General features: G+C 47.2%; 12 protein-coding genes. 3 read left to right on the forward strand and 9 right to left on the reverse strand.

The window, feature by feature from the left end; genetic code table 11:
- Window positions 1-8: 8 nt before the first annotated feature.
- The 4 genes from AB3N00_RS09200 to AB3N00_RS09215 all read right to left on the reverse strand — a co-directional run bounded on the left by AB3N00_RS09200 (window position 9) and on the right by AB3N00_RS09215 (window position 7137).
- On the reverse strand, window positions 9-2489 hold the full coding sequence (locus tag AB3N00_RS09200) for an EAL domain-containing protein (protein WP_413034262.1): 2481 nt from the start codon (window positions 2487-2489) through the stop codon (window positions 9-11).
- 368 nt (window positions 2490-2857) lie between these two features.
- Window positions 2858-3862, reverse strand: coding sequence for a LacI family DNA-binding transcriptional regulator (locus AB3N00_RS09205; RefSeq protein ID WP_175399569.1), 1005 nt, complete (start codon window positions 3860-3862; stop codon window positions 2858-2860).
- 129 nt (window positions 3863-3991) lie between these two features.
- Window positions 3992-4996 (reverse strand): protoglobin domain-containing protein, encoded by a 1005-nt coding sequence (locus AB3N00_RS09210; protein ID WP_413034263.1) that lies wholly within the window; start codon window positions 4994-4996, stop codon window positions 3992-3994.
- A 245-nt stretch (window positions 4997-5241) separates the two neighbouring features.
- Window positions 5242-7137 (reverse strand): PrkA family serine protein kinase, encoded by a 1896-nt coding sequence (locus tag AB3N00_RS09215; protein ID WP_175399567.1) that lies wholly within the window; start codon window positions 7135-7137, stop codon window positions 5242-5244.
- A gap of 358 nt (window positions 7138-7495) precedes the next feature.
- On the opposite strand from AB3N00_RS09215, the gene AB3N00_RS09220 reads away from it, so the two are divergent.
- A complete protein-coding gene (locus AB3N00_RS09220) occupies window positions 7496-8356 on the forward strand; it encodes a DUF2161 family putative PD-(D/E)XK-type phosphodiesterase (protein ID WP_413034264.1) in 861 nt (286 codons plus the stop codon).
- A 92-nt stretch (window positions 8357-8448) separates the two neighbouring features.
- Here the strand turns inward: AB3N00_RS09220 and AB3N00_RS09225 are convergent, their stop codons facing one another.
- The 3 genes from AB3N00_RS09225 to AB3N00_RS09235 form a co-directional block, all read right to left on the reverse strand.
- Complete coding sequence (locus AB3N00_RS09225) at window positions 8449-9126, reverse strand: FMN-dependent NADH-azoreductase (RefSeq protein ID WP_413034265.1); 678 nt, start codon at window positions 9124-9126, stop codon at window positions 8449-8451.
- Window positions 9127-9326: 200 nt separating this feature from the next.
- Window positions 9327-10550: a PLP-dependent aminotransferase family protein gene (locus AB3N00_RS09230; protein ID WP_413034266.1), complete on the reverse strand. Its 1224-nt coding sequence runs from the start codon at window positions 10548-10550 to the stop codon at window positions 9327-9329.
- 142 nt (window positions 10551-10692) lie between these two features.
- Window positions 10693-11349, reverse strand: coding sequence for a response regulator transcription factor (locus AB3N00_RS09235; protein ID WP_413034267.1), 657 nt, complete (start codon window positions 11347-11349; stop codon window positions 10693-10695).
- Between the two features lie 442 nt (window positions 11350-11791).
- Between AB3N00_RS09235 and AB3N00_RS09240 the strand changes: the two genes are divergently transcribed.
- Window positions 11792-12202: a hypothetical protein gene (locus AB3N00_RS09240; RefSeq protein ID WP_413034268.1), complete on the forward strand. Its 411-nt coding sequence runs from the start codon at window positions 11792-11794 to the stop codon at window positions 12200-12202.
- A complete protein-coding gene (locus AB3N00_RS09245; protein WP_413034269.1) occupies window positions 12199-13263 on the forward strand; it encodes a phosphodiester glycosidase family protein in 1065 nt (354 codons plus the stop codon). Before AB3N00_RS09240 ends, AB3N00_RS09245 begins: the two co-directional genes overlap by 4 nt.
- Window positions 13264-13618: 355 nt before the next feature.
- Here AB3N00_RS09245 and AB3N00_RS09250 read toward each other — a convergent pair whose 3' ends face one another.
- Window positions 13619-14635, reverse strand: a complete 1017-nt coding sequence (locus AB3N00_RS09250) for a LacI family DNA-binding transcriptional regulator (protein ID WP_413034270.1) — start codon at window positions 14633-14635, stop codon at window positions 13619-13621.
- A gap of 60 nt (window positions 14636-14695) precedes the next feature.
- Window positions 14696-18067 carry a GH36-type glycosyl hydrolase domain-containing protein gene (locus AB3N00_RS09255; RefSeq protein ID WP_413034271.1) on the reverse strand — a complete coding sequence of 1124 codons (3372 nt, stop codon included), beginning with the start codon at window positions 18065-18067 and terminating at the stop codon, window positions 14696-14698.
- Window positions 18068-18145 lie beyond the last annotated feature (78 nt).

Consider the following 18145-nt stretch of genomic DNA (forward strand, 5'->3'; position numbering starts at 1 on the left):
AATCAATCCTATTTTAAAATGATGGGTTCTCCTTGCAGGCGCAGCGGCACAAAAAAATCATGTTCAACTTCATTTGCTGGCAGCGGACGGCTGAAATAGTATCCCTGGATTTCCCGGCAATCGTTCTGCATCAGGATATCCAGCTGACCTTTCGTTTCAATCCCTTCGGCAATAACATCCATTTTCAAATTCTGCGCCATTGTTATGATGGTTGCCACAATAGCCTGGTCACTTTGGCTCTCTGTAATATCCGTAACAAACGAACGATCAATCTTCAGCTTATGAATCGGAAAATGCTTCAGGTAACTCAGCGAGCTATACCCTGTGCCAAAATCATCAAGACTAATCTTGACCCCAAGCGAAGTAAGCTCATTTAGGATACCTATTGATACTGAAGCATCCATCATCATGCTTTCCGTTATTTCAAGTTCCAGATAGCGGGCTTCCAACCCCGTTTCCGCAAGGGCACTCTGAACCTGCTCCACCAGATTGAACTGATGAAATTGCTGGCTGGACAGGTTAACCGATACCGGAATCAGCGGGCCACCGCTGGCATGCCATAGTTTCATCTGCCTGCAGGCTTCACGCAGCGTCCAGTTTCCTATGTCATAAATGATGCCTGTTTCCTCGGCAAGAGGAATGAACACATTGGGTGTCAAAATCCCCTTGAGCGGATGCTTCCAGCGAATTAGAGCCTCCACACCGATCATCCGGCTATCCGCCGTACGAATCTGGGGCTGGTAATACAGAACCATCTCATTACGTTCCAGCGCTTTGCGAAGATATCCCTCCAGTTCAATACGCTCATACAATTCGGAATCCAGCTCAGTTGTATAAAACTGAAATCCGTTTTTGCCATTCTTCTTCACTTCATACATGGCAGTATCCGCATGTTTCAACAGGGCATCCGCTTCTGTTCCATGATCCGGATACATGGCAATACCAATGCTGGCAGTAACGTAAAAGTCATTCTCTTTTAACCGATATGGCAACTGGATGGCTCCAACAATCTGTTCTGCAAGGATGGTGACACGCTCGACATTCCCCTGCTCGTTTGTAACCACCAGCGTAAATTCATCTCCACCCATACGGGCCAGCATAACATTATCCATGCCTTTTAAATCGGACTCACGGATCGCCTTAAGGATTCTGTCGCTAACTTCCCTTAGAAATACGTCCCCGATGGAATGTCCCAGTGAATCATTAATCATTTTGAAACGGTCAATATCCATCACCATCACGGCAAACGAACCTTGAGATATCGCTGAAGATGCAATCGTTTCGGCAAGTACCTCATCCAGTTTACGTCTGTTCGGCAGTCCAGTAAGTGGATCATGCAGAGCCTGATAACGGATCGTTTCCTGTGCCCTCTTCTCCTCGGTGATATCCTTGATCAGAATATGACTGCCGACATCATTACCTTCAATTAATACAGGCACCACACTTATGCTCAAATCCAGATGTTGCCCATGAAACCCTCTCATGCTTGCCGTATAATAACGACGTTCAAGGCTGCTATTTGTCCAGCCCGAGCTTTGAAGCCCTTCTGAACTCCATTGAATATCGACGTGCTTCACAATTTCGTCCAGTGAGCGATGGATGACCGCCCTCTCCGGATATCCTGTAATACGCGTAACCGCAGCATTTATGCCTTTTACAACCCCCACATTATCCACCGAAATAATGGCATCCGAATGGTTTTCATACAAAGCCTGATACCACTGTTCATTTTCACGAATTCGCTGATCTTTTATGGACATTCGTTGATTAATATAAATGCCAAAGAGTGTAAATCCAAGCGTGATGAACGTGCCTGCTGCAATCAGATATGCCAACAAATCCGGTTCAATCTGCATCACGGAATTTGCCGTTGGAATATGCGTATGTTGATGAAACTGTGCCGCCGACATCCCTGTATAATGCATGCCTGTGATACCGATCCCCATAATGAGCCCACTACCCATTTTGTACACCCAAGTGAACCGCGTCTGATGCTGGCTTAAATAAAACATGAGCCATAATGCTGCAAAGGAAGCACCTGCTGCAATCAATACAGATACAAATACTCTATCTGCCTCGTAACTAATCGGAACCGACATAGCAACCATGCCCACATAATGCATACTGGTGATCCCTGCTGTCATAAGCAGACCAGCAACCATAATTTGTCGTAAATTGCCTGACTTACGGCCCGCAATGTGTAACGCAATACCCGATGCAGCCACCGCGAGCAGGACGGACATAACTACTTTGTCCATCGAATAGGACACATGCATGGGAAGGACAAACGCAAGCATGCCCACAAAATGCATCGACCAGATACCAAGTCCCATGGACATAGCACCGCTGGTAAGCCATACAATTCTGGACAGTCCCTTGGCCAAACTTACCCTGCCGGCAAGGTCAAGCGCAGCATAAGAAGCAAGAGCGGCAATAATGTATGATAAAATAACCAGTTCCAAATTATACGTTCCATGTATATGTTCCACTCCGTCTTTCCTTTCAACCGGGAAGATCTTGTATGCAGGCATAATGTAAAAAAAGAAGGGGCGCACTGTCCGGGTGACAGGCGCTCCCTTCGCATCATTTTGACTAGTGACCACTAACTTCCAAAGCACCGCAGCCGTACATCAGAAACCCTTTTAATTGTGATGTGTATAGTCTAAACGTCCTAGAGTCGAAAATCAACACTTTTTTCCAGTAAACGGAACATTATTAGGGTTAATAAATCTTTAAATTTACAGTGATATATCCTATAACCGTTTCTTCCTAGCCCTTCCGTATTTTCACGTTACAGGACCAATATGTGATCACACCGAAAAAGCACAGCCGACGGCTGTGCTTGGTTCGTGCATCCTTACGCTTTGACAGGCGCAGTGGTCTGACGAATAACCAGATTGGATGGCTCCGTAACAACTGGAGGAGAATAATCCGGATTCTCAATCATCGCAATCAGATACTCAATCGACTTGATGCCGATGGAATATATATTTTGGTTAATCGTTGTAAGTCCTGGCTTGAATACTTGAGCATAATACGTATTATCGAAGCCAACAACAGAAATATCTTCAGGCACACTCAGGCCGTGCTTCTCGATTTCATGGATCGCACCAAATGCGGCCATGTCCGAGGCACAAACGATTCCTGTCGGTTGATCTTTCAAAGCAAGCAATCGTCTCGCAGCCTTACTTCCCTCTTCAAAGGAATAGTCACATACCTCCAGATAAACGGTCGAGTACGGAATGCCGCACTCACGCAATCCTTCACGGTACCCCTCCAGCCGAAGATTGGCTACAGCGGGTCCAAGTGTACCCGAGATATAGGCAATTTTGTGATGACCCAGCTCATGAAGGTGTCTGACGCTCATCGCAATCGCATTGGAGTTGTCCGTAGTAATATACCCGGCCCGTTTGCCAAACAAGTCCGTGTCAATAAACATGGTTGGAATCTCTGCTTGGACCAATTCTTCGATACTTTTGTTGTCTCTGCCTTCCCCGAACACAACAACGCCATCCACATTCCGGCTGCGGCAGTGTTTGATAAACGAGTACCCCGGATCATCGAAACGTGTGGACAGTCGGACAAGATCATAACCGCTATTCTCAAGTGCTGTCTTGATGCCTTCAAGCAATTCCGAAACAAATGGATTGGTAAAAGGAACCGTCAACAGTACTCCCACCGTCCAAGAACGGCGTTTTACAAGTCCGCGTGCCACCACATTCGGTTGATATTTCAATAGTTCAATGGCTATATTGACTTTTTTGCGAGTCTTGTCACTTACATCGGGATAATCGTTCAGCACTTTGGAAACGGTTGCAACAGATACGCCCGCTTCTTTGGCCACATCATGGATAGAAGCCACCTGATCACCTCAACCTCTTTCAAATCCCCTGTCTCCGGCTGCATTCACTATAACATTCGGCAGGTTTGTCTACCCATTATAGCTCAAAATAGCCAGAAACGGTATCGCAGGATCAGGAGGTGCTTATGTCTATACCGGGCGGTCCAGTTTCTTCAGATCGAGCGCAAGTTTCTCCATCGTTGTTGCGAATACGGCAAGTTCCTCCGAGCGGGAAGCTTGGCGTCTTGCTCCTTGGGATGTGTGCTCCGATTCATGTTGTACACTTCCGAGCTTTTTCATGATCTGTTCGAGGTTCGCCTGAATTTTCCCTTGTGCCTCCCGGGAACTGGCAGCGAGCTTGCGGACTTCGCTTGCAACTACCTCGAATCCCCGGCCGAATTCGCCTGCATGTGCAGCTTCGATGGCTGCATTCAGACCGACAAGATGGCTTTGCTCCGAGATTTCACGAATGAGTTCCCCCATTTTGCCAATTTGATGGATTTCCCCTGTTAATGCCTCCAGCAATTCATGGGCCTGGTCTTGTGAAGCTGCCGTTTCTCTCGCTACGTCCGAGATGGCCTGGGCATTCTCGTTCAGTTCGCAAATCATGCCCGTCAATTGCTGGGTAATCTGCGTAACTGACTGCAGTGTATGCTGCTGATCCGCGGCGAGCTGATGCAATTTTTCTTTTTCCTTCTTCTCGTAAGCCTCAAGAACAAGCTGGGAATCGAGATTAAACATTTTGCTTAGTGCCTGAATGACACGATGCCAGGAATCAGGAATGACCTGCTGAAATATACTTGTGGCAATATCGAGATAAACCATGTATGTCCCCAAATAATAATCTTCAGATAAGCCAATGCGGGAATGCACCAGTCCAATCGCGATACGCTGTTCAATATAAGCCTCATCCACGATACCGTCAGTCATGGACAACCAGTACATTTGCTGTGTTTCTTTTAAACGGTCAATGGATGAAAATCGGGTAATCATCTCTGCGAGTTCTGGATAATTCCCAACATGATTGTAAAAGTGATCCACCACATCATGCACGACCTTTTTAAATATCGGCCTGTGGTCGGCTAGCAATTGAAGATCTGCCCTGGTAAGTCCAATATAATCGAGTTGCTTTTGTCTTGCTGCAGTAATACTCATATCTAGTTCCGTCAACTCCTTAATAACTACTAAAATACTCCAATTTATAAAATTACTGTACCGATTATAGACTAAACTACCTAAATTTGCATATATCTTTAGAACTAATTCTCCATAAATTTAACCTTTAGTGTCAGTTTTTCGGTTTGTTTAAATGAATATTTACGCAAAAAGACTCCTTAGCCTGCCGTGAAGGAGCCTCACAGCAGGCATCAGGAGCCTGATCCGGAATGGTTTGATTCAGATTAGCGATTGAGCAGACTGCCCACATAACGCAGCAGTTCATTCGCGCTGGCGGCAGTATATCCATGTTCCTCAATTAACCGTTTGATCACTTCATTCATACGCTTCAATTGTGTCGCATCCGGTGTTTTGGTTGAGGTTGTAATCTTAACGATGTCTTTCAAATCGGCAAACAGCTTCTTCTCAATGGCTTCACGCAGACGATCATGGCTGCTGTATTCGAATTTGCGCTCCTTGCGGGAGTAAGCCGAGATTCGAATGAGAATCTCTTCCCGGAATGCTTTTTTCGCATTTTCGGAAATGCCGATCTGCTCCTCAATCGAACGCATCAAGCGCTCATCCGGGTCCATCTCCTCATCGGTTAACGGATCACGAATTTTCGACCAGTTGCAGAAGGCCTCGATGTTATCGAGGTAATTTTCGAACAGCGTTCGGGCAGACTCCTCAAACGAGTACACAAACGCTTTTTGGACTTCCTTTTTTGCCAGTTCGTCATATTCTTTTCGTGCCAAGGCAATAAAGTTCAGGTAACGCTCGCGCTCTTCTTTGGTAATGGAAGCATGCTGGTCCAGACCGTCCTTGATTGCCCGCAAAATATCCAATGCGTTAATGCACTGAAGGTTTTGCTTAATCAAAGCACTGGATATCCGGTTGATGACATAACGTGGATCAATGCCGGACATCCCTTCATCCAAATACTCATTTTGCATTTCACGCAGATCGGCTTCCTTGTAACCCTCAACTTCCTCACCATCATACATCCGCATTTTTTTGACGAGATCCATGCCTTGTTTTTTCGTTTCCTTCAAGCGGGTAAGTATGGAGAAAATGGCTGCGGTCCGCAGGGCATGCGGCGCAATATGAACATGTTTCATGTCACTTTGCTGAATGAGCTTTCCATAAATCTTCTCTTCTTCGGAGACCTTCAGATTGTAGGGAATTGGCATAACGATCATCCGGGATTGCAGGGCTTCATTCTTTTTATTTGAAATAAACGACTTGTACTCGGATTCATTCGTATGAGCAACAATCATTTCATCGGCACTGATTAAAGCGAATCGACCCGCTTTGAAATTGCCTTCCTGTGTGAGCGACAAAAGATTCCACAGAAACTTCTCATCACATTTCAACATCTCCTGGAATTCCATCAATCCACGGTTTGCCTTGTTCAACTCGCCATCAAAACGATACGCACGCGGATCGGATTCAGAACCAAACTCGGTAATGGTCGAGAAGTCGATACTGCCGGTCAGGTCGGCAATATCCTGTGATTTCGGATCGGATGGACTGAACGTACCAATTCCCACCCGGTTATCTTCGGAAACAATGACCCGTTCCACCCGGACCTTGCTGATATCACCATCGTATTCAGTACGAAGTCTCATCTGGCAGGATGGGCAAAGGTTACCCTCAATGCGGACACCGATTTCCTTCTCCACTTCAGGACGAAGCTCAAGTGGAATCAGATGCAGCGGCTCCTCATGCATTGGGCATCCCTCAATGGCGTATATGGCGCCTTTCTCTGTCCGTGAGAACTGTTCAAGACCACGCTTCAGCAGCGTCACGAGTGTCGACTTCCCTCCACTTACAGGACCCATCAGGAGCAGAATCCGTTTCCGTACATCCAAACGGCGTGCTGCCGAATGAAAGTATTCCTCGACCAGCTTCTCAATGGAGCGATCCAGTCCAAATATCTCCTGTTCAAAAAACTTGTACCGTTTGTGCCCCCCGACTTCTTCCACGCCAAACGATTCAATCATCTGGTACACTCGTGCGTGAGCCGTCATTGCCGGAGTCGGGTCCTCTCTCAACAGTGCAATATAATCTTCAAATGTTCCATTCCATGACAAACGGTCACTCTCTGCCCGATATTCCGCAACGCGTTCAAAAATATTCATGCTTGGTACCTCCCATGGCTCCTTTAGTGTGATTGTCAACCATTCCGAATGGTATGAAGAAATCAATAGAATTGCAGCTCCTGCTTGAATACCAATCTGCGGTCCGGATTAGTCCCGCCACCCTCTGTCCAAACGTGTTGTATTGTTGTGAAAAGTGTATTACATACCTATGCGGCAAATCGGATAAGTTGACCTCTTTTTTTCAATTCAAGGGTCTTAATTTCAGCTATTCCCTGTTCTATCAGACATCTTGTGCCCTCAGAAAAAAAAACACGGTTATGATATAATAAAGGTTCTAAATTCAGGAAACCGGACAACGTCCCGCCACGGACAACTTCTTGGGAAAGGGGCAGAAACGATGGCAGTAAAATACGAGACCGAGTTGTATTCGCCGCTAAAAACCTTCTTCGAGCAGCGTGGCTTCATCATCAAGGCTGAAGTCAGACATTGCGACCTGGTTGGGGTTAAACCCGGTCAGGATGAACCACTTATTGTGGAGATGAAAAAAACGTTCAATCTTTCCCTGCTGCTGCAGGGGATGCAGCGATTGAAGCTCAGTCCATTCGTTTATCTTGCAGTAGAACGGAACCGGAGCAAACGAGGTGCTGTCAATCAGCGCTGGAGTGAAATTGCAGCACTGTGCCAACAACTTGGGCTGGGCCTGATTACCGTGACGTTCTATAAGACAAAGTCACCACTCATTGATGTGCTGTGCGAGCCTGCGGCACTGAACAGCACAAGCCGTGGCCCTTCCCGCAAAGGTGGAGTACGGCGTCAACGGCTGCTGCGAGAGTTCGAGGAGCGCAGCGGAGACTATAATACGGGTGGCAGTGCCCGCAGACAGTTGGTAACTGCATACCGGGAGAAGGCATTGCGCGTCGCTTCTGCCCTTCGAAGCCATGGAGAGGCGTCCCCTGCCGTATTGGCGAGACAAACGGGTGTCGGCCCAGCTGCGGCCATCTTGCAAAAGAATTATTATGGCTGGTTCGAACGATTGTCACGTGGGAAATACGTGCTCTCGATTAGGGGGGTTCAAGCCCTGACCGAACATGCGCACATGCTGGAAGACCACAAGGTGTTGGAACAAAATATGCATGTGTCAGGAAGCCAGAATTCTACAGATGACTTCAATGTTGAAGGTCTAGAGGAAATTGCAGAGGTAACAGAACAGTATCTGGTGCATGAAGGTGGTTCTTCCGCCCGGACGTCCAAAGATTGAATAGCATGCAGCACTCATGCTGCACAAAAAAAGAGCCTGTTATCTCTGAGGAGATAACAGGCTCTTTTTGAAATGATTCTATATAATAGCGATTAGAAGCTTGCTGCTACTTCAGCAGCCAATTTCAGGCCAGCGTCCACGATCTCTTGGGAACGATCAGGAGAAGCATTGTGACCTTCAACGATAACGAGCTCAGGGTTTTGGATACCCCAGAAGTTAAGTACGTTTGTTACATATTTTACGGACATTTCAGCAGATGCCATTGGCTCTACGGAGTAAACGCCGCCACGTGCATTCAGCAATGCCACTTTTTTGTCGCCAACGAGACCTACAGGGCCTTCAGCTGTGTATTTGAACATTTTGCCAGCTTGGCTCAGATAGGAAATGTAGTTTACCAGTGGTGCAGGAACAGTGAAGTTCCACAGTGGGAATGCAAATACCACTTTGTCAGCTGCCAGGAATTGATCTTGCAATTGAGCTGCCAGTGCAGCAGCTTGCTGCTCTTCAGCAGTTGCTTCGATTCCGTTAGCGGCTTTGTATCCACCTGTAATTACAGTGTTGCCGTAGTAAGGAATATCTGTATTGTAGAGATCCAGCTCAGTGATTGTATCACCTGGGTGGGATTCTTTGTATGCGCTCAGAAATGCATCGTACAATTTGACACTGACTGCTTGATCCGCAGGACGGTCGTTTGCTTTTACAAATAAAATGTTGGACATGTTCGTTCCCCCGTTAATTAAAATATATGAGTGCTTCTCCTGAAATGGCATTAAACACAGCTTATATAAAGAAAATAACAACTCATTAATACATATTATATATAAAAATGTTAGTGGATGCAATAACGTAATTACTTTGGGATATGCCACCCTTTATAAATTATTCAAAATCTCAAGCTTCCTAAATTACAACCCACAGCTGCAGCTGCAATCTGAAGGAGCCCTCTCTCGATCTCTCCCTCGTGGCGTGGTTAATTGCGCGCCGTAAATTCCGAGATGGCCTCACTGATCAGGTTCATTCCAAGCAGCAGCTCATCGCGGCCGGGATGACTGAAATTCAATCGAATGTGACGCTGATCGGGAACACCCGTAGAACATAGAGAGCCAGGCAGGAAGGATACCCCTTTGGACAGTGCGACTTTGAGCAAGGCGCCGCTATCCAGGCCCTCAGGCAGCTGCACCCACAGATACATGCCCCCTTTGGGGATCGTATACTGCACACCTTTCCAGCCAGGCCTTTTGAGCAATTCAAGCATCAGTTTCAGTCTGATCTTGTATTCCCGGTTCAGCATGGAGAGATGGTCACTCCATTTAAATGGAGATTGAGCGAGCAGCTGGTACAACAACCGTTGATTCATTGGACTGGATTGCCCGTCCGCAATCCGTTTGACCGAAGCCATGGCTTGTATCAGGGCAGGATGGCCTGCCGCCCAGCCCGTACGAAGTGCAGGTGCAACCGTTTTGCTGAACGAGCCGATATACAGAACATGCCCGCCCTGATCAGCCGTATCCAGCGCAAATAATGAGGGAAACTTGCGATAAAAGTCTGCCGTCTCCAGACCGTCGAAGTGAAGCTCGCCATACGAGTCATCCTCTACCAGCAATACTCCATAACGGGAGCACAGATCAAGCACTGCCTCTCTCCGTTCCATGGACCATAGTATGCCTGTGGGGTTCGAAAAACTGGGTGCAGCAAAAAGCAGCTTGGGTCTCAGCTGCTGCATGTGGTGCTCCAACAGATCGGGTAAAATGCCGTCAGAATCCCCAAGGACAGGAACAATTTTGGCTCCTTGCATTTCCAGAACTTCGAGACAGCCTGGAGAGGTAGGATACTCCACCAAAACGGAATCCCCCGGCTCCAGCAGCAGACGCATGACCAAATCAATCGCCTGCTGGGTTCCTGTGGTTAATAAAATCTGTTCAGGTACTGTACGTATGTCTTTTCGGATATTCCAGTCCTTGCCCAGCCACTCTCTTAAAGGCCTGTAGCCGGCCGGCTCACCATACTGAAGAGCAGATGGTCCAGAACTGAATACAGACACTGCCGCTTCTTCCAGCAGCTTGAACGGAAATAATTCCTCTGCAGGTAACTCTTCGGCCAGAGAAATGAAATAATCCCGGCCAGACATCTCACGAATATCCCGGAGTGGTGAAGACAACAGCCTGTTTGTACGGGAGGCGAAGAAATATTTCATCGGTCCGTTCCCCTTTCATCAATTCCGAACTGTGCTCGCAGTCCGCAGCCACTACAACCTATTCCTGCTGAACGCCGAATATGACGATTAACCTTCCCTCCTGTTCCAAACCTTTACTCGCATTTAAAATGAAGCACGATGATCAGGAGAGTGTCTTGGCCTGTCTCGCATATAAGGCGTAACGTTCAATCGCTTGCGCGCGGCTGCTTACATCCAGCTTTACATAGATTTTGCGCAGGTAGTTATCAATGGAACGTCGGCTGACGTTAATCTCACTGGCTATTTTATCATAGGTTACGCCCTGAACAATTCTTTCCATAATAAAAGTTTCAGTTTCTGTCAGTTCAACAAGAAACTCTTCTACCGGAGAGTCAACCGGCTGAGCCCAGTCTGTGCTTGTAAGCCAGGACAACGGAATGGACACACATCCCTCCCGCAACCCCGAAATAAGGTGTATCAGCTGGCTAGGGGAAGCCTGTTTCGACAACATACCGCTCGCACCGAGACCCATCAGATGACGAAACAGCTTCACATTGTCTTCATCTGTCAAAATAATGACATGACTGTGTGCGGACAGATTTTTCATCTGGGTTATATATGGATCGGCCTGTCCTTCAGGAAGCCGATAATCCATCAAGATCAGGTCGGGTTGATGGATTTTAACCAACTCTAGTCCTTCTGTACCGGTTGATGTCATGCCCCGTACAAGCAAATCCTGCTGCTCTTCCAATATCAATTTGGTACCCAGCATGCTGGTCGGGTGGATATCTACGATGACCACCTGCCATACTTTTTTCATGATTGTTCCCCCTGGTTATGTATTGGACAAATACTTTTCTACTTTTTTGCCTTGATTCTGCCACCATACCTGCGACAGTCCGCTTATAGAGGAAGCAAAGTCGAACAGTGTCGAAATTTGATGAAAAATAAACTTAACAGCTGCATAGCTGCTCTTTTTCTACTTCATTTCACCATAACAGTGTCATGACATTGAATTCCATATGCCTCACCCATGCAAAATATAGTATAATTTTCCTGCATCACTAGCTAAAAAAGTCGAAAATCCTGCCCAAAGTTCCTACTTATTGCATCTATAAGAAATTGTATCCTAGGACTTCCTTCCGATGCAATCTCTTTTTATCCTATTACTTAAAGAATTTCATTTTTGCGTAATCAATAGTGGCATGATAGAATGAGGACTGGAATTTTTTTTGTACCTATTAATAACCAGGAGTGATGATATGAAACCTTCTGCTCAACCTTCTGACATCCATCACACCCGGAGCGCCAAAGGCAAGGCCGGATCTTCAGTCAAGCTGTTTCTGGTCATGTGGATTGTTCTCATTGCACTGGGAGTTGTGGGAACCTACTATTATAGCAACCACCTTCAGAAACAGATGATAAGTCAGGTTCAGGCCCATAATCAGCAGCAGATTGCCGCGCTAAAAGCGGACTATGAAAAGCAGCTAACAACGATATCTAAGGAAGTAGCCGACCTGCAGGGACAAGTACAATCCTTCAATGAGCTGCTGACGTTTACCAAGGATAATGCAAGCGACAAAACGGATAACAGCAACAAGTTGTACACCCAACTGAGCGAAGTCAAAAAGCAGCTGGAAACACTCCAGAAAAAGATGGACCTGCTCAAATGATTACACCCGTCAAACAGGTTAATCGTTTTTTTCTGCTTGCACTTGCTCCCTTTATTGGACTGATCTTCTGTTTGCTGCTGCTTCGTCCCCCGCTTGAAACCGGGGATTTGATTCATTCCGGACTATCAGAGGAAACAATTACTCCCCAGACCCAGGCGATTCGTCATGAGCTTGCTGGGGCTAGGGAAGCTGCCGTTCAAACTTCTTCTTCTATTAAAAGAACAACAGAGCTGTATAATCGTACAACCAGTACGATGTCTACCATCGTACAATCGGCATCGGTGCAGGCCGCACGCCCGGAAACGATATACAATCAGCGTATTTCGGCCAAGCTGGGCGTTCCGATCGAACGGGTTAACAGTGACCGGCTAACGATTGAACTCTACCGAGTGAACCCAGGCTCGTATAAGGGCTATGCAATGAAAATCAAACTCAAAGACCCTACAGCCATGAAAATGGCTCTGAGCAGCGAACCAGGAAGAGCTGAGACGACCATGCAGGCCGTCAAGCGAAATGGTGCAATCGCCGGAATCAATGCCGGAGGATTCGCAGATAGTGGAGGCAAACGTTACCCGCTAAGTACCACGGTTATGGACGGCAAGTATGTGAACGGATTCCAGGCCAGCTTCAAGGACCTGTTTTTTGTAGGACTCAACGATACTGGCAAACTGATCGGCGGCAAATTTTTCGATAAAAGTTCGCTGGATCGCCTAAAACCACAATTCGGAGCAACCTTTGTGCCTGTCCTGCTCCAGAACGGGAAGAAAACAGTTATCCCATCCAAGTGGAAAGTATCACCCAAGAGAGCCCCTCGTACCGTGATCGGTAATTATAAGGACGATCAGCTGCTCATTATTGTTGTGGATGGATATAACGAAAGCGGCAGCTCGGGAGCCACCCTTGAAGAGCTTCAGGGCCGATTGTACAAGCTGGGCGTGGTTGATGCCTATAATCTGGATGGCGGCGGCTCCTCCTCGCTGATCCTGAACAACCGGGTTGTGAACAATCCATCGGATGGCAATCTCAGACCCGTGCCTACTCACTTTTTATTTTACAAATGATCCTCTGTAGGCATTCCTTTTCTTCCTTTATTGGTTATAATAGAAGAAAGTGCTAATTGTGCAGGAGGTGGCAAGTGTATGTCGTTCTCATTGACATTCTGGATTATTGCAATTGTACTCGCATTGTATATGACAGGCATTTTCACTGCATCCTACAACAACGACAAAACCAAGGGCCTCTAAAGGCCAAGCCTCTCTTATGAGAGGTTTTTTTTATGCTTAGATACGTGTATATACCAAGAGACAAGGCTTAAAAGAATGCTGTAATTCTTCTAAGCCTTGTCTCTTGAGGTGCAGTAACAGCATGGTTTGAAGCTGGCCATGATGAACCATTTTGCAAAAACAATCCCTGCCATTAATAGCTGACCGCCCGTTCATGGCGAATCGGCAAACGAATCTCTTGTTGAACCTGGCTGCGAACGGAGCCGCCTTCCACCAGAGTGACATAGATCCGTTCATGATCCACGGGTTCTCCCGCAATAATTTTAATTAACTGCTCGGCTGCGAGGGAGCCCCATTTCCGTTTGGAATAATCGATGGTGACCAATCTCGGCTGAACATATTTGCTCAGTTCAATGTTGTCAAAACCGATAACGTCAACATCCCGGCCAATCTGCAGCTCACTTTCCGCTAGACGGTTACATAGCCCAATCGCCATCTCGTCATTAAGACAAAATACAGCAACGGGTTCCTTATAGTCCCGAATAATCAACTCAGCCGCCTGTTCTCCGCCACTTTTCTCAAAATCCCCCTCAATCTCGATCCATTCCACATTCGCTTCACGCTCGGTGACCTGCCTTACCGCCTTCATCCGCTGGGCGGAGTCAAATGAACCTTCTGGCCCTGTAACAACATAAATCTTCGTATGCCCCTGATCAATAAGATGCTCCATTGCCAGTGTGGCTCCTGCCTTGTTATCCAGCAGCACCTGATTGATGTTGGGATGATCCAATTCCCGGTCAAGAACGACAATTTTATGGCCCCGATCGGCATATTGCAGCAGTTCCTTGCTGGCAAATGTGTGGTCGAGTATAACCGCTCCATCAATCATTCGCTCTGGAAGCATCCGATGCGATTGCTTACCACTGCAGACAATCAGGTCATAACCTTGCGCATTACAAACAGTCTTCATACCACTAAGCAAATCACCGTATACATCTCCGCTAAAGTCTGTCAGAAATACACCGAGAATTTTGGACTCGCGTTTCTTCAACGTTCTCGCGGCAGCGTTCGGAACATAGTTCAGCTCTTTGGCAATGGCCAAAATTTTGGAGCTGGTCTCGTCTGTCACTTTATTGCTGCCATTCAGCGCATACGACACGGTAGAGATCGAAACTCCCGCCTTTTTGGCGATATCCTTGATACTGACCACAATCTTCGCTCCCCTGTTATGTTGATCAGGCCCTCCGTGTTGGAGGACCTGACTTCTTTTTTAGCCGTAAATCTCAATCACATTGCTCTCGCCAAGATTCTGTTCAAGGGTTGTGCGAGAAATCCGCAGTCCTCCTTGACGATATGGCTGTTGCAGTCTCGTAGATTCCAGTTCCTTGCCATTCAACAGCATGCGTCGTACCGGTTCTCCGGTAAGATGATAGACAAATGTCACTTTCTTCCCGTTATATTGGAAGTCAAAATGCAATCCATCCAGACTGGCTGGCAAGATCGGGTCAAGTACGAGATCTTCTTCCTCTTGACGAATGCCCAGCGCGTTTGAGATCAGCTGGTTCATGTAGATCCCCGGTCCACTGGAGTAGATTCTCCATCCGCCTTTTACCTGAACATCACCGGTGCGAAGCTTACCAAACTGTTCCTGTGCTTCATATCGATTGTTGAATTTGCCGTCAGAACTGCTGAAATAAGCATTGCTTTGACGAAGATCCGCATTAGGCACGACTTGCTGAATACCTACAGGGTTGATGATGCCCAGACCATTCCAGACTTCCTCGGGATGACCAAGCTTTGCCATTGCCTCAATGTAGCGGATATGTGCATGCACATATTGTAGGCCTACTTCACGTCCGAAGTTGGATGCCTGTTCTGCACGTTTGAAATGCGTGCTGACCCCGCCATCGTATTGTGCTGGACGGTTCATGAGCCTTACCCCATCCGGACAGAACAGCTTCTCCTTAATCAGACGATAATGGGAAGCCGCCTGTTCAGGCTCCAGAAGCTCGGCAATCATGCTGCGTGTCATTGGCAAAAGGCGGTACTGGATGCCTGTCTCGCTGTCATCCGGATGCAGCATGCGCTTGGCCTGTTCCGGATCTTCCATATATACAAAACCAGGGATAACCTCTGTATCCAGCATATATTTGTTAAAATCCTTTTTCACACCTGCTGCCATGCTGCTTAATTCTGCTGCAAGTTCCGGCTTTACAGGTACAAGTGCTCTGGATAACTGACTCAGCGTTTGATACGTGAGAGCAACGGTCCAGCTGCTGACCATGTACTGTTTCAATTGGGCATTCGCCGGTTGAAGTGTATCATCCCAGTCTCCGTCTCCATACGAAGAAAGGAAGGTATCATGCAGGAAGTGGCTGCGGATATATTCCAGCTCTTTCTGTGCATGCTCCAGCACCGTTGCCTTAGCTTCACTGAAGTGGAAACCGTGTTTAACGGTGTAAGGAACCTTTTCATCCAGAATGGAATAATCTTTGGTGGCGATTAGATAGTCACTTAGTACTTTGAGCGGCCATACAATGATGTCTCCATGGCTCTCTTCCTGCTGAATTTTGAAATACCGATCGAACATGAACCATTGTGGCCAGTTGCCATCATCCTCGTACTGGTGCGAGTACACCATTTTCAGAATATCGCGAACCTGTTCATATTTCTGTGTAGCCATGAAGTATTCGACCGGTCCCTGACATACATCACGCGTTCCCCAAGCAGCACCACCATATTGCTCCAAACCATGTGGAACAGAGTAATGTACCAGCATATTGTGGGTGTACCACCATGCAAGTGCATTAACCTTGAACAGCTCTTCCGCATTTTGCTTCCCAGGACGTGACAGATGGAACCCGTTCATGACTTCCGCATAAAAGGCACGATAAGCGTCAACTTCTTCCTCGAAGCTGCGTGGGGACAACACCACATCTCCACCTTCAAGCAGACCTTGAATCGTCATTGTCCATTCTTCCGTACTGCCCAGCTGCAATGTAAAGAGTGAACCATCGCCCGAATTTACACCACTCGCCAATCGGGTTTCATCCCCAACCTTCACTGCCGCTCCGCTTACTGACATGCGGTACTCCAGATTCGGGTACTCTTTGGCACTAAGGGAACTTGGATTCGCCTTAATGCTCAGTTCGCCATTCTGTTCGGTTACACGGGCAGGAAGCTCGTATTCATTCACATTCATGGTGATCTGATTGGTAATCAGATAGCGATAGGCAATTCCTTTTTCCGATTTCACATGCAAACGTATTTCGGGAGTATCCAATGTTGTATAGTTGGTGACGATCAGCGTGTCCTGAGCCGTTTTGTAATACCAGCGCACGTAGTTGAAACCCATCTCGAAGAGGGATGGCATCGTGAGCAAATGGAAGATCCCCTCGATCTCAACGTAAATCCGCTGGCCGGAGGATTTGGCGACATTCAGTGCACTTCGCGCATTGCTCATCATTTTGTTGAAATTGGTATTGCCAACAACAATGTGCGAGTTAAAAATACCATACATATAGGAAGTGGTTGTGATCACGTTCTGACCCAGTTTCACATTGTTGCCGCTCATCAGAATATGGCCGTGTGGGCGCTCCACAAGCATTTCTTTTTCCTTGAGAACAATATGTTCATACGTGTCTGTAAAAAAAGCCAACAGCTCGCCATCGACGCTTTCTTCCTGATGTCTTTTTGAAGCCGGGAAACGGGAATTCACTTCGTCTTCGGACATAGCCAAAGCACGCAGCGGCTCACCCAGAGCCGGGTTCAGGGAAACTTTGGGCAAAGCGTTGGCAGAGCCAGCTGCTGCAGCTGCGTTCGCTGTACGTTTCGCTTCATATTCGTCCCAGGCTTGTTCCACAACTTCCTTATATTCCAGTTCCTTCACGGCTGCTGCGTGATTCGCCTGGAAAAGGCCGTAAAAGACAAAGCGGGTTTCGCCATTCAAAACCACTTTCTCCGACTGGAGGGCCGTATACGCAAATTCATACTGATATACTTCATTCGCCAGTGACGGCTTAAGCAAGCTCTCCGGAATATTCGTTTCCTTGTAACTTAAGCCGAAGAACTGGAAACCATCTGTCGAATAACCGATGGCACGGGTCAATGAACCCTGCTGCACATAAGGAAACACCCCGCCCTGAGGTTGGTTTTGCCGGGAAGCTACAATATAGCCCAGCTTGTCATCTTCAAACACGGCATGATCAATATATTGTGACAGATAAGCTTCGTTACTCCGTACAGCTCCCGGATCGGCAATACCGATGTCCTGGCCGTAGATAACATCTACTTCTTCCCCTTCCCCGTTAACCGTGACATCCCAGAACCAAACTCCTTGGGCAGCAGGCGCAAAAACAACCCGATACGTCACACCTTCGGCATTTCCCGTCCACACCAAGCGGTCTTTGTCATGATGGACCTGGCTGTCGGAATGTATGCCAAGCATTGGAACAAAACGAATACCGGATTCGTTATGAAAACGCAAATAGAGATTGTTCATAGCCCCGTCCACCGGGCTCGTCATTAATTGATTGATCATGGCCTGTCCACTTACGGCCTGGAACAAATCACCGCTCTCCCAGAACGTAAAACTCAGTTCGCCGGCTTGAATGTTAATTTGCGACCTAGTCATCGTATTCATTTATCTTTTCATATCCTCCTATCCTGCCTTCTTCCCCTGCCAAGCAGCAAAGGAAGAAGACAGTGCAGCTTCACTGCC

Origin of the sequence: Paenibacillus xylanilyticus (assembly GCF_047246825.1) — a bacterium.
Classification (GTDB): Bacteria; Bacillota; Bacilli; order Paenibacillales; family Paenibacillaceae; genus Paenibacillus; species Paenibacillus xylanilyticus_B.